This is a genomic window from Liquorilactobacillus nagelii DSM 13675, from assembly GCF_019444005.1.
GTDB classification, from domain to species: domain Bacteria; phylum Bacillota; class Bacilli; order Lactobacillales; family Lactobacillaceae; genus Liquorilactobacillus; species Liquorilactobacillus nagelii.
In genome coordinates this window covers 1,546,906-1,560,646 of the sequence record NZ_CP049304.1, presented here as the reverse complement: position 1 = coordinate 1,560,646, position 13,741 = coordinate 1,546,906, and the positions used below count along the sequence as shown (strand labels likewise).

15 protein-coding genes and 1 other annotated feature are annotated in these 13,741 nt (G+C 37.2%); all 15 genes read left to right on the top strand.

The genetic code is table 11. The annotated features are described in order from the left end of the window. Positions 1-45 precede the first annotated feature (45 nt). Positions 46-1,422, top strand: a complete 1,377-nt coding sequence (gene radA, locus G6O73_RS07930) for a DNA repair protein RadA (protein WP_057885105.1) — start codon at positions 46-48, stop codon at positions 1,420-1,422. Between the two features lie 18 nt (positions 1,423-1,440). Beyond that, the gene (locus tag G6O73_RS07925) at positions 1,441-2,565 is read left to right on the top strand and encodes a PIN/TRAM domain-containing protein (RefSeq protein ID WP_057885104.1); all 1,125 of its coding nucleotides are present in this window, start codon (positions 1,441-1,443) and stop codon (positions 2,563-2,565) included. Positions 2,566-2,674: 109 nt separating this feature from the next. Next, the gene (gene gltX / locus G6O73_RS07920) at positions 2,675-4,171 is read left to right on the top strand and encodes a glutamate--tRNA ligase (RefSeq protein ID WP_057885103.1); all 1,497 of its coding nucleotides are present in this window, start codon (positions 2,675-2,677) and stop codon (positions 4,169-4,171) included. 97 nt (positions 4,172-4,268) lie between these two features. Further along, the gene (cysS, locus tag G6O73_RS07915; RefSeq protein ID WP_148126296.1) at positions 4,269-5,693 is read left to right on the top strand and encodes a cysteine--tRNA ligase; all 1,425 of its coding nucleotides are present in this window, start codon (positions 4,269-4,271) and stop codon (positions 5,691-5,693) included. Further along, entirely contained in the window at positions 5,686-6,099 is a 414-nt protein-coding gene (locus G6O73_RS07910; protein ID WP_057885101.1) for a Mini-ribonuclease 3, read from the top strand. Before cysS ends, G6O73_RS07910 begins: the two co-directional genes overlap by 8 nt. Then, on the top strand, positions 6,080-6,844 hold the full coding sequence (gene rlmB, locus G6O73_RS07905) for a 23S rRNA (guanosine(2251)-2'-O)-methyltransferase RlmB (protein ID WP_057885100.1): 765 nt from the start codon (positions 6,080-6,082) through the stop codon (positions 6,842-6,844). Before G6O73_RS07910 ends, rlmB begins: the two co-directional genes overlap by 20 nt. Before the next feature lies 1 nt (position 6,845). After that, positions 6,846-7,385, top strand: a complete 540-nt coding sequence (locus G6O73_RS07900) for an NYN domain-containing protein (RefSeq protein ID WP_057885099.1) — start codon at positions 6,846-6,848, stop codon at positions 7,383-7,385. Positions 7,386-7,440: 55 nt separating this feature from the next. Continuing rightward, entirely contained in the window at positions 7,441-7,590 is a 150-nt protein-coding gene (gene rpmG, locus G6O73_RS07895; protein WP_057885098.1) for a 50S ribosomal protein L33, read from the top strand. An 11-nt stretch (positions 7,591-7,601) separates the two neighbouring features. Then, complete coding sequence (gene secE, locus G6O73_RS07890; RefSeq protein ID WP_057885097.1) at positions 7,602-7,769, top strand: preprotein translocase subunit SecE; 168 nt, start codon at positions 7,602-7,604, stop codon at positions 7,767-7,769. Positions 7,770-7,875: 106 nt separating this feature from the next. Beyond that, complete coding sequence (gene nusG, locus G6O73_RS07885) at positions 7,876-8,427, top strand: transcription termination/antitermination protein NusG (protein ID WP_057885096.1); 552 nt, start codon at positions 7,876-7,878, stop codon at positions 8,425-8,427. Between the two features lie 117 nt (positions 8,428-8,544). Beyond that, positions 8,545-8,970 carry a 50S ribosomal protein L11 gene (gene rplK, locus G6O73_RS07880; protein WP_057885095.1) on the top strand — a complete coding sequence of 142 codons (426 nt, stop codon included), beginning with the start codon at positions 8,545-8,547 and terminating at the stop codon, positions 8,968-8,970. 101 nt (positions 8,971-9,071) lie between these two features. Then, positions 9,072-9,761: a 50S ribosomal protein L1 gene (rplA, locus tag G6O73_RS07875; protein ID WP_057885094.1), complete on the top strand. Its 690-nt coding sequence runs from the start codon at positions 9,072-9,074 to the stop codon at positions 9,759-9,761. 59 nt (positions 9,762-9,820) lie between these two features. Next, positions 9,821-9,957 (top strand) — a sequence feature (ribosomal protein L10 leader region). 37 nt (positions 9,958-9,994) lie between these two features. After that, positions 9,995-10,501 (top strand): 50S ribosomal protein L10, encoded by a 507-nt coding sequence (gene rplJ, locus G6O73_RS07870; protein ID WP_057885093.1) that lies wholly within the window; start codon positions 9,995-9,997, stop codon positions 10,499-10,501. A gap of 44 nt (positions 10,502-10,545) precedes the next feature. Next, on the top strand, positions 10,546-10,914 hold the full coding sequence (gene rplL / locus G6O73_RS07865; protein ID WP_057885092.1) for a 50S ribosomal protein L7/L12: 369 nt from the start codon (positions 10,546-10,548) through the stop codon (positions 10,912-10,914). 164 nt (positions 10,915-11,078) lie between these two features. Continuing rightward, positions 11,079-13,685 carry a bifunctional lysylphosphatidylglycerol flippase/synthetase MprF gene (mprF, locus tag G6O73_RS07860; protein ID WP_057885120.1) on the top strand — a complete coding sequence of 869 codons (2,607 nt, stop codon included), beginning with the start codon at positions 11,079-11,081 and terminating at the stop codon, positions 13,683-13,685. Positions 13,686-13,741 lie beyond the last annotated feature (56 nt).

Below are 13,741 nucleotides of genomic sequence, written 5' to 3'. Positions count from 1 at the left end.
TGATTTAAATCGGTTATGGTAGGATATGTGAAATAAGGAGGGTATATGGCTAAAGTTAAGACACAGTATGTATGTCAGAATTGCGGATATAGTTCACCGCGTTACCTAGGTCGTTGCCCCAATTGTGGCAACTGGAATAGTTTAGTTGAAGAAATTGAAGAGTCTTCTAACAAAAAAAACAATAATTGGGCTACAGTTGGCGACCATCGATCAAGCAAACCACAGTTACTAAGTCAAGTTGATGTTCATGAGAGTCCACGTTATGTAACCAAAATGGCTGAACTTAATCGAGTCTTGGGTGGCGGAATTGTTCCAGGATCGTTAGTTTTAATTGGTGGAGATCCCGGAATTGGTAAATCAACATTATTAATGCAAGTTTCAGGTCAATTAGCAGCGGCTAAAAAGAAAGTTTTATATGTTTCAGGAGAAGAGAGTGCCTTGCAGATTAAACTGCGTTCGCAACGTTTGGGGGTTAGTGGAGACTGTTTCTATCTTTATCCAGAAACAGATATGCAAGTAATTCGGCAAGCAGCTAGTCAATTAAAACCAGATTTTATGGTAATTGATTCGGTTCAGACGATGCAAGAGCCAGAGCTGACTTCGGCAATTGGCAGTGTTGCTCAAATTCGAGAAGTTACTGCGGAATTATTGAAAATTGCTAAGACAAATGATATTACAATTTTTATTGTGGGACATGTAACTAAGGGGGGAGCAATTGCTGGCCCCAAAATTTTGGAACATATGGTAGATACAGTTTTATATTTTGAAGGTGACTTACATCACGCCTATCGAATTTTAAGAGCTGTAAAAAATCGCTTTGGTTCAACTAATGAAATTGGAATTTTTGAAATGCGAGAAAGTGGTTTGGCAGAAGTGGCCAATCCATCGGAAATTTTTTTAGAAGAACGACTGCAAGGGGCAACTGGATCGGCTGTGGTAGCGTCTCTTGAAGGAACTCGGCCAATTCTGGCAGAGGTTCAAGCACTAGTAACGCCAACTGCTTTCGGCAATGCTAAACGCACAACTACTGGATTGGATCACAATCGGGTATCTTTAATTATGGCAGTTTTAGAAAAAAGGGCTGGTTTGTTATTACAAAATCAAGATGCTTATCTAAAGGCGGCAGGTGGTGTTAAACTGGATGAGCCAGCAATTGATTTGGCTTTAGCAATTAGCATTGCTTCAAGTTATCGCGACCTTGGCACGCGTCCAACGGATTGTTTTATCGGTGAATTGGGCTTGACTGGTGAGGTTCGCCGAGTTAATCGAATTGAGACACGGGTCGTTGAAGCTGCAAAATTAGGCTTTAAACGAGCAATCATTCCGAAAAATAATTTGACGGGCTGGCAGGTGCCAGCGGCAATTGAAGTTTTGCCGGTAACGACTTTAGCTCAAGCCTTAAAAGTAGTTTTTGCAAAATAAGTTGAAAGGAGTAATAGAATGCGTAGAAAAATCATTAAAATTATCTTTATCGCACTGGGAATTGGCGCAGGTTATTCATTTATGCCATATTTATGGCTGATTGCCGGGATGCGCACTAATTTTTATTTAAACAATGCTTTTGTTAATATGGTGGTTGGTTTGCTAGTAATGCTTGTGGTTTCAGTTTTTGCAACCACACCATTGGAAAATGCTATAAAAAAAATTGAGGCTAGTTTAGCTCGGCAAAGTCCCTTAATCATTATCTCAACAAGTGTGTCAACTGTAATTGGCTTATTGATTGCAGTTTTGATTTCAACCTTGTTTTCGCATTCGCAATTATTTTTCTTAAATACGATTTTGCCAATAATTTTAATGTTGATTTTAGGATACTTAGGTTTTATTGTCGGCAAGAACCATCTAGATGATTTGAAGAAATTATTGGTAATTAGAAAAAAGAATGAACAGAAAATAAGAAAGGATGAACAGTCACCAGTTTTAGAACGAAAAGTCGATGATAATTTTCATCGGTTGAAGTTATTAGATACCAACATTTTGATTGATGGTCGGATTTATGATTTAGTTCAAACCGGATTTATTGAAGGAAAACTAGTAGTTCCAAATTTTGTTTTGTATGAATTGCAATATATTGCTGATTCGGCTGATAGTGTGAAAAGAGTACGTGGCCGTCGTGGATTAGATATTTTGAACAAATTACGCAAAGAAAAGAAAACACCGGTTGAAATGTATGAAGGCGACTTTGAAGATATTGCTGAAGTCGATAGCAAATTAATTAAGTTAGCTAAAATGATCGATGCAGTCATCATTACCAATGACTATAATTTGAATAAAGTTAGTGAATTTCAAAATGTTGAAGTTTTAAATGTTAATGCCTTAGCTAAGGCGTTACGGCCACGGGTGGTTCCTGGTGAAAAAATGACAGTTACGGTTATTAAAAATGGAACCGAACGGCAGCAAGGGGTTGCGTATCTTGATGACGGAACAATGATTGTTGTTGAAGATGGACGATATTATTTGAACAAGCAAGTTGAAGTTGAGGTTACTAGCGCTTTGCAAACAGATGCTGGTCGCATGATTTTCGCCAAACCATCCCACTCAACTCGTGGAATCAAAGAAAAAAATTAGTTTGTGCGGCGATAGTAGGTTTATTTTTTCAATTTTTCAGTGTAAAATATCGGTTGTATCGACTATTTTTATTGAATAGTTAAAATCAAAATAGGAAGAGGCGCTAACATTGGCAGATAAAAAGATTCGTGTACGTTATGCTCCGAGTCCGACCGGTCATTTGCATATCGGCAATGCCCGGACTGCATTGTTTAATTATTTATTTGCTCGTCACAATGGCGGCACATTTGTAATCAGGATTGAGGATACTGACTTAAAAAGAAACATCGCGGACGGTGAAAGAAGTCAGTTAGATAACCTAAAGTGGTTAGGAATGGATTGGGATGAAGGTCCAGACAAGCCAGGTGATTTTGGGCCTTATCGTCAATCTGAAAGGCTTTCAATTTATAAGCCTTTAATCCAAAAGTTATTAGATAATGGACAAGCTTATGAATCATTCGTGACTGAAGAGGAGCTAACTAAGCAACGTGAAGAACAGCGTGCACAAGGAGTTGCCCCTCATTATGTTTATGAATATCAGGGAATGACTGCGGAAGAAATTAAAGAAAAACAGGCGGCAGATAGAGCTGCTGGTCTGAAGCCAGTTGTTCGAATTCGAGTTCCTGAGAATAAAACTTATGAGTTTGATGACATCGTTAAAGGACCAATCAGCTTTGATTCGGATACAATTGGTGGTGACTTTGTTATTCAAAAACGTGATGGTATGCCAACTTATAATTTCGCAGTAGTAGTTGACGATCATATGATGCAGATTACTCATGTATTGCGTGGCGATGATCATATTGCTAATACTCCTAAACAATTAGTTGTTTACGAAGCATTTGGTTGGGAACCACCAGTCTTTGGACATATGACTTTGATTATTAATACAGAAACAGGTAAAAAGCTATCTAAACGTGATGAAAGTGTCTTGCAGTTTATTGAACAGTATCGTGAACTTGGGTATTTGCCAGATGCAATGTTTAATTTCATTACTTTACTGGGGTGGTCACCGGTTGGGGAAAAAGAAATTTTTACTCGCAAGCAGTTAATTAAAATGTTTGATCCCAAGCGTCTGAGCCGATCCCCGGCTTCATTTGACGGCAAAAAATTGGAATGGGTTAATAATCAATATGTTAAGAATGCCCGGATGGATCGGATTGCTAACGAATCAATCAAACAATTGATTAGAGCAAAACGATTACCCGAAAACCCCGATGCAAAAACAGTTGCTTGGGCGCGTTCTTTAACTGATTTGTTTAAACAGCAAATGTCATATATGGGAGAAATTATTGATTTATCAGGAATTTTCTTCCTTGATCCACCAGTTTTAGATGAGGCAGCTAAGACGGAATTACGGGATGAAAATGCTGTTTTAGTCTTAGAAAAATTCATTGAAAAAGTTAAAAGCATGCCGTTATTTGATGCAGGTGAAATTCAAAATGCAATTTTTGATATTCAAGCAGAAACCGGAGTTCGTGGTCGGAAATTATATATGCCAATTAGAATTGGGACAACTCGTAAATCTCACGGCCCAGAGTTGGCAGCTTCGGTTGAATTATTAGGGCGCAAAAAGGCGTTAGCTCATTTAGAGCAAACCTTAACTGAAATGAAAAATCTCAAATAATAAAAATTATTTTGGAAGATAGCAGAAGGGTTCGGAGCAAGTAACTTGTCCCGGCCCTTTAATTATATGGTAAAATTCAAATGAGGAGGCGATTTGATTGCTTCAAATGTATAATACATTAACTAAACAAAAAGAAAAATTTAAGCCATTAGTTCCCGGGACTATTAAAATGTATGTTTGTGGTCCGACAGTATATAATTATATTCATATTGGTAATGCGCGTAGTGCGGTTGCTTTTGATACGATTCGGCGTTATTTAGAATTTCGCGGTTTCCAAGTTGAATATGTTTCTAATTTTACGGATGTTGATGATAAAATTATTCGGGCTAGTCATGAGCAACAGATTACACCACAACAATTAGCCGATAAATATATCGCAGCTTTTTATGAAGATACCGCTGCTTTGAATATTAAGCGAGCTACTTTAAACCCACGGGTAACAAAAACAATGCCAGAAATCATCGAATTTATTCAAGTGTTGATCGATAAGGGCTACGCTTATCAATCAGCTGGAGATGTTTATTATCGAGCACGGCATTTTAAAAACTATGGCCAGCTTTCAGGTCAATCAGTTGATGAGTTGGAACTTGGCGCGAGCGAACGACTGAACGCAATTGATGAAGAAAAAAAAGAAGATCCATTGGACTTTGCTTTATGGAAAGCTGCTAAGCCGGATGAAATTTTCTGGCAGTCACCTTGGGGTAAAGGACGTCCTGGGTGGCATATTGAGTGTTCCGTCATGGCAACTAAATATTTAGGTGAGACAATTGATATTCATGCTGGTGGTCAAGACTTGGAGTTTCCACATCATGAAAATGAGATTGCCCAAAGTGAAGCGGAAACTGGCAAAAAATTTGCTAATTACTGGTTACACAATGGCTTTGTAACGATTGGTGAAGATGATGCCAAAATGAGCAAATCACTGGGGAACTTTGTGACGGTTCATGATTTATTAAAGAAAATTGATCCCCAAGTTTTACGTTTCTTTATGGCAACAACTCAATATCGACGACCGATTCGGTATAGTCAAACTAATTTAAGAGAAGCTGCGGCTAACTTATTGAAGCTAAAAACAGCTTATCATAATGCAACTTATCGATTAAAAACGGCGATTGATGAACCACAATCAACAGCTTGTCAAGAACTAATAACTCAGCAACAACAGAAATTTACAGCTGCAATGGACGATGATTTTAATGTTCAAAATGCTGTGATGGCGATTTATGAATTGGCCAAGCAGTTGAATATTTATGTTACGTTACCTAAAGTTAGCCACCAAGACTTGCTTAGCCTCCAGCAGACCTTAGTCAAATTAACTGCAGTTTTAGGAATTAAACTATCAGACCAGACTAAAGATCATGATTTGACTGAACAAGTCGAAAAATTAATTGCACAGCGAAATCAAGCTCGACAGCAGCAAGACTTTGCTCAAAGTGATGCAATTCGTGATCAGTTAAAAGCCAAGGGTATTTTGCTAGAAGATACCCCACAGGGAACAAGGTGGAAATTTGCAAATGAATGAAAATGTAGCTGATTTAAATGGCATTGCACTAGCCTATATGGGGGATGCTGCCTATGAGGTTTTTGTCCGAGCTCATTTGTTGCGTAATGGATTAACTAAACCAAATAAATTACATCATCGAGCGACACACTTTGTATCAGCTAAAGCTCAGGCATGGCTAATTGAACAAATGCAAGAAACTAAGCAGTTAACGACTGAAGAATTAGAGTTTTTTAAAAGAGGGAGAAATGCCAAAAGCCATACAACAGCTAAAAATACTGACGTAATGACTTACCGAATTTCAACTGGTTTTGAGGCTGTTTTTGGCTATTTGTATTTAAGCGGTCAAACTCAACGATTACAAGAATTAGCTGAGTGGTGTATCGAACAAGTTGAAAGGAAGCAAAATGAAACAAAAACCAAATGATGAGCAAGACAAGCAAACAGAATTTATTAGTGGGCGTCATCCTGTTTTAGCAGCACTTGAAAGTGAAAGGCCAGTTAATAAAATTTTTTTACAGAAAGGAATTCAACCGAGTTTTGCTGCAAAAATTGAAAAACTAGCCAAACAAAGAAAGATAATTATTTCACGTGTTCCTAAAACGAAGTTGGATGAGTTAACTAAACAGCAAAATCATCAAGGTGTTTTGCTAACTCTAGCAGCTTATCAGTATGCTGATTTAAATGAAATCTTACAACAAACAACCCAACACCATCAGGATCCTTTTTTATTGATTCTAGATAATATCGAAGATCCCCATAACTTGGGATCAATCATGCGAACTGCCGATGCAGCTGGGGTTACCGGAATCATTATTCCGCAACGGCGAGCAGTCCAACTGACTGCAACCGTTGCTAAAACTTCAACTGGCGCAATTGAGCATGTGCCAGTTGCCCGAGTTAGCAATTTGGTTCAGACTGTCAAACAATTAAAAAAGGAAAACTTTTGGATTTTTGGTACAGATATGGCGGGACAGGATTATCGACAATGGAATGCTCAAGGGCCAGTGGCTTTGATTATTGGTAACGAAGGTAAAGGGATCTCACCGTTATTAAAAGCACAATGTGATCAATTGTTAACAATACCGATGATTGGACATGTGCAAAGCCTTAATGCTAGTGTTGCGGCTGGATTATTGATTTATCAAGGATTTACTTCAAGAGGTAATTAGTATGAAACGTAACATTTTGATTGTTGATGCTTATAATATGATTGGTAATTGGCCAAAATTGAATAAATTAAAACAAGCTGGTCGCTTGGAAGATGCCCGTGATTCATTGTTGCATATCTTAGCTAATTTCAGGCGACAGCGAAATTATCAAATTATTGTGGTATTTGATGCTATGTATGTTCCCGGACTGGCTCAAAATTATCAGCAGACTGGTCTGGAAGTTGTTTGGACAGCTGAGGAGCAAACCGCTGATTCTTATATTGAAGCTTTGACTAAGCAATTACAGTCCCCGCTAACTTTAGTTACAGTTGCGACGAGTGATCAGGCCGAACAATGGACGATTTTTTCCCAAGGTGCAATGCGAATCCCAGCTTGGGAGTTGGAACGTGATATTAAACGAGCTGATCAAGAGATAAAGAATCAATCACAAAAATATCAGGATGAAGCTAGTGTCAGACGGGTTCCATGGGATAAACAGCAATTACAAAAATTGAATACTTTGCGAAAAAAATTAGAAGAGAAAAAAGATTCTAAGAATTGACAATTACTTTATTGTCATGCTAAAGTTACACTGATTAAATGTGAGGAGAACTATTATGGCACAAAAGAAAATGGCATTAGCATGTTCGGAATGTGGTTCACGTAATTATACAATTACTGCTAACCCGAATCGTGTTGAACGACTGCAGGTAAAAAAATTCTGTAAACACTGCAATCGGCATACACTCCATCAAGAGACACGTTAGGAGGAACAGAAGTGAAATTTTACAGAAGCGTAATTAAAGCCATGAAAGAAACAACTTGGCCAACTAGAAAAGAAGCGTTTAATGATACTTCGACTGTTATTTTAACGTCAGTTTTATTTGCAATCTTTTTTGCAATTGTTGATTTTGCAGTTCAATGGGCACTTAAATTTTTGGTTTAGCAAATTTAAAATTAAAAATCAGTTTCATTTTATGGTATAATGTTTTCAACGAGAAAACTTCGGTCTATACGAAGTTTTTTTATTTTACCCTTAAGGAGGACAGAAGATGGCGGAGACGTTAGAAAAAAGATGGTATGTTTTACATACCTATTCTGGATATGAAAATAAAGTTAAGACAAACTTAGAGTCCCGAGCACAATCAATGGGAATGAAAGACTATATTTTTCGGGTAGTTGTTCCTGAAGAAGAAGAACATGAAACTACTAAGACTGGTAAAGATAAGGTTGAAAGTAAAAAAACTTTTCCAGGATATGTTTTAGTTGAAATGGTTATGAGTGATCAATCATGGTATGTTGCACGAAACACTCCCGGCGTAACCGGATTTGTTGGTTCACATGGGGCTGGTAGTAAGCCGGCACCATTGCTAGATGAAGAGGTTGAGCTGATTTTACGTCGTTTGGGAATGAGTTCACGACATGTTGATTTTGAGGTAGAGGTTGGCGAATCGGTTACAATTATCGAAGGCGCTTTTGCTGGACTTGTTGGCAAAGTGATTGAAATTGATCGTGAGAAAATGAAATTACGTGTTAATATTGACATGTTTGGTCGCGAAACAGCAACTGAATTAAATTATGATCAAGTTGATAAATTAGTTTAAGCTATTGTATTAATTTTGAATCAATGATATACTGTAAAAGTATGTTTTGCATGCATGTGGGAGGCTAAATAAAGCTAGCCATCCGTACCACGCACGGACTTTAAGGAGGTATGTACCGTGGCTAAAAAAGTTGTTAACGTTGTTAAGTTACAGATTCCTGCTGGTAAAGCAACACCAGCTCCCCCAGTTGGACCAGCTTTAGGACAAGCTGGAATCAATATTATGGGATTCACTAAGGAATTTAATGCTCGGACTGCTGATCAGGCTGGCATGATTATTCCTGTTGTGATTAGTGTTTATGAAGATCGGTCATTTGATTTTGTAACCAAAACTCCCCCAGCTGCTGTTTTATTGAAAAAAGCTGCTGGCGTTGAACATGGTTCTGGCGAACCGAATACCAAGAAGGTTGCAACAGTAACCAAAGATCAGGTTAAGGAAATCGCAGAAACAAAAATGCAAGATCTAAACGCTGCAGATGTTGAAGCTGCAATGCGCATGGTTGAAGGTACTGCACGAAGCATGGGCTTTGTTGTAGAAGATTAGTTTTCTACGGTCCTGCTTCTCAGTCGGATGCGCTGTGAAAACAGCTGCGTCAAGTGGGAGGTATATCCGTTACACCACAATTGCAAGGAGGAAATAAACCAATGGCTAAAAAAGGTAAAAAATATCTCGAAGCTGCTAAGCAAGTCGAGGAAGATAAATCATATAATGTTACAGATGCACTTGAATTAGTAAAGAAAATTGACTTTGCAAATTTTGATGCAACCGTCGAAGTTGCATACAATCTGAATTTGGATACCAAACAAGCAGATCAGCAGCTACGTGGCGCAGTTGTAATGCCAAGTGGTACTGGTAAAGAACAGAAAGTTGTTGTATTTGCTAAAGGTGCTAAAGCTAAAGAAGCTACGGAAGCAGGTGCTGATGTGGTGGGCGATGATGATTTAGTACAACGTATCCAAGATGGCTGGCTTGATTTTGATGTTGCAATTGCAACACCTGATATGATGGCTAAGGTAGGTCGTTTAGGACGTGTTTTAGGACCTAAAGGCTTAATGCCAAACCCTAAGACTGGAACAGTTACAATGGATGTTGCTAAAGCAGTTAGTGAATCTAAAGCTGGTAAGGTTACTTACCGGACAGACAAAGCTGGTAATGTGCATGTTCCATTAGGCAAGGTTTCATTTAGTGTTGAGGATTTGACTGCTAACTTTAATGCTATCCAAAGTATTATTGCTAAAGCTCGTCCGGCTTCAGTTAAGGGACAATATATTAAGCATGTTTCACTTGCTTCGACTTTCGGACCAAGTGTTACCCTTGATAGCAACGCTCTTTAAAATGCTAATTTAAAATGATAGTTGACTTCAATTAGGATCTATGGTATTCTAATTGAGGTCAATTTTTTATGACTCTACCTAAGACTCAGGTGGCGTATGCCTTAATGTTATTGCCTGCCGAGGAGTAATGATTAATTATTTACTTGGAAAAATAGTCTCTGTGTCTAGGTGGACATAGGGATTTTTATATAGGAAAGTCAGACCGAACATTCATATATAGGAGGTGAAGACTAATGAGTAAAGAAATTATTGCTAAGAAAGCAGCAGTTGTTGACGAAGTTACTGAAAAGTTTAATAGTGCTGTTTCTTGCGTAGTCGTTAATTACCGTGGTGTTACCGTGGAAGAAGTAACTGAATTACGTAAAGAGTTACGTGAAGCAGGTGTTGAATTCCGCGTTATTAAAAACACTTATTTAAAGCGGGCTGCTGATAAGGCAGGTTATGAAGGTCTTGATGATACATTTTCAGGTCCAACTGCAGTTGCATTTTCAAAGGATGATGTTGTTGCACCTGCTAGAATTTTGGCGAAATTTGCTAAAGATATCGATGCTCTTGAGATTAAGGGTGGGATTATCGAAGGCAAGGTTGCTTCTTTGGAACAAGTCGAAGCAATTTCCAAGTTGCCAAACCGCGAAGGTATGTTATCAATGTTGCTTTCAGTATTGCAAGCACCAGTTCGCAACTTTGCTTATGCAGTTAAAGCTGTCGCTGAAAGTAAAGACGGCGAAGACGCTGCTTAGTTAAATATTATAATAAAGATAAAACCAAAATGGAGGAAACAAAAATGGCATTAGATAAAGATCAAATCATTGCTGATTTAAAAGAAGCCAGCATTCTTGAATTAAACGACTTAGTAAAAGCTATCGAAGATGAATTCGGTGTATCTGCAGCAGCTCCTGTTGCAGCAGCTGGTGCTGGCGCAGGTGCCGCAGAAGCTGAAAAAGATTCATTTGATGTTGAATTAACTGAATCAGGCGACCAGAAGATTAAAGCTATCAAAGTAATTCGTGAAATTACTGGTCTTGGCTTGAAGGATTCAAAAGCTTTAGTTGATAACGTACCTTCAGTTGTTAAGGAAGGCGTTGCTAAAGACGAAGCAGAAGATATGAAAGCTAAACTTGAAGCAGTTGGCGGAGTTGTTACTCTTAAATAGTTAACTGCCTTTTCAAAGTATTAGGTCAAAGAACCAACAATAATTGTTGGTTCTTTTTTTTTCAAAACTTCTCTTAAATTTAGCTCAAAAGATTGCTGATTTGCTTAAGATTGTGGATAATAAATGACAAGGACTAAACAAGGCGGTTTTGAAAAGTGAATGAAATGAAAAAAATAGTTAGTTGGGTCGAAAAGCGAATGTTAATTTTTAAATTGATTTTCGTTTTATCAGTTTTAATTTTTGTATTTTTTGAATTTGGTAGAATTGCTAAGCAGATGTCATGGAGTGAGATTTCGCATGATTTAATGACAACCAATCCAATAGCTATAGGAATTATGTTAATTGTTGGTTTTTTAGCAGTTACACCGATGCTGATGTATGACATAGTTATGGTTAGTTTTGTTCCAGGAGAGTTTTCAAAAAAATATCTTTTAAAAAGTGGCTGGATTACTAATACTTTTACTAATCTGCTAGGTTTTGGCGGTTTGATTGGTGCAACTTTACGAGCAAACTTTTATAGTAAAAAAGCAACAAAAGGGCAAATTATTGCTGCGCTTTCTAAAATTGCAATTTTTTTATTGTCAGGATTATCTTTATGCTGCTGGCTAGTTTTGCTTGCAATTACATTGGGGGTAATTAGAACTGGGTTTTCACAGTATTTGATTTGGCTCGTGGGTGGTGGATTATACTTCCCTTTAGTTTTGTTCTTTACCTTGAGAAAGAATCACGGTGTTTTCCGAGATTTGAACTCAAAACAAGAAACATTGTTGATTATTGGTTCAGCTACTGAATGGTTATCGGTTAGTTTGTTTTTTGTTTTAATTGGTTGGCTGTTGGGAGTAGATCAAAAACTTCCCGAAGTATTTATGCTCTATATCGTTTCTTCAATTCTTGGTATTATTTCTCTAGTACCAGGAGGACTAGGTTCGTTTGATGTTTTCATGTTAATTGGTTTGGGGACATTAGGGGTGCCAAGTGCAACAGCAGCTGTTTGGTTACTATTTTATCGAATTTTTTATTATATTTTACCGTTCATTGTTGGGGTAATCTTTTTTATTCATACTTTAGGCAGTCGAATAAATGAATATTTAGATGGGTTACCAAGCTCGATTATGCATAAAGCAGCTCATGGAATATTGACTTTGTTATTATACAGTTCGGGCATTTTAATTTTATTAGATGCAATGGTTCCAAATTTAGCATTCAATAACGATTTTTTAATTAAATTTTATCCCTATACTTTATTTTTTGTTGGTCAGTTAACAAGTGTATTATGTGCTTTTATGCTTTTGGGTCTAGCTCGTGGAATTGAGGCTAAAATTAAAAGAGCATACTGGCCAACGATTATTTTCTTAATTATAGGAATGATTGACACAGTTCGCTATGGCTTTTCTTGGGGCGTATTAAGCTTCTTAAGTATTGTCTTGATCCTAGTGATTTTTTCACGAAGAGAACTGTATCGGCAGCGCTTTGTTTACTCCAGCGAAAAAATGTTTTTAGATGGAGTTTTATTTGCTTCAGTTTCAATTCTCTATGCAATTATTGGAGCAATTAATTCACCACATTATATTTTACACCATCATATACCATCAGTTTTGATTTTCCCTTCCGAGCAAACTTGGTTTTCCGGGTTTATTGGTTTGTTATTGGCAGCGGGAGTTTTATGGCTGACTTTTAGTTATCTAGCAAATTTTGGAATGAGTTCAATTGATGAACTACCAGATTTAGGGCGAGCTCGAAAATTAATTGAAAAATATGGTGGTAATGAAACGAGCCATTTGGTTTATCTTAAGGATAAATGTTTGTTTTTTTACCAAGATAATGGAGAAGATCAATTATTTTTGATGTATCGACATAAAGCTAATAAATTAATTATTATGGGGGAACCAGTTGGTAATCGAAAATATTTAAATGAAGCAGTTAGTCAATTGTTACAATTAGCAGATCTAGAAAATTGTCAATTAGTCTTCTATGAGGTTAATTCAGAGCTAACCTTATTATTGCATGAATTTGGTTTTGATTTTATTAAAATGGGTGAAGAAGGTCTGGTGGACATCACTAATTTTACCCTAAGTGGCAAAAAGCAACGGGCACAGCGAGCTTTAATGAACAAGCTGGTCCGTAATGGCTATAATTTTGAAATTCTGGAACCACCTTTTTCAACAGAACAATTAAATCAGCTCAAAGGAATTTCAGATGAATGGTTGGCGGGTCAACTGGAAAAAGGTTTCTCGATGGGCTTTTTTGACCGAGATTATTTGCAGCAAGCACCAATTGCAATTGTTCGTGATGGTGATAATACTATTGTTGCTTTTGCCAATTTGATGCCAGTCAATGAAAATATTTTATCAGTAGATTTAATGCGCTATGGAAGAAAAGTTGCTGATGGAGTAATGGATATGATTTTTATCAAATTATTTGAGTATGGACAGGCTCAAGGATACCATTACTTTAATTTAGGAATGGCTCCTTTGGCAAATGTCGGTTACTCTAAATATAGTTTTCTGGAAGAAAAAGCTGCTCATTTACTATATGAATATGGTTCACATTTTTACGGGTTTCAGGGACTGCGCTCTTATAAAAATAAGTATGTAACTGATTGGCGTCCTAAGTATACTGCATATCGGAGACGTAGTTCAATTTTAGTTACAATGTTGCAGTTAACCAGTGTGGTTAATCGACGCCAGCAAATTATTAAGTTACCAACAGTACCTTTGCCAGCAGCTTTTTTGAATCGTTTTTTAAAACTTAACCCACCAAGTAAACGCTAAAACTGATTTAGTAATTATTATGAAAAATCGGTTTACAGTAAAAGAGGCAATTTTCA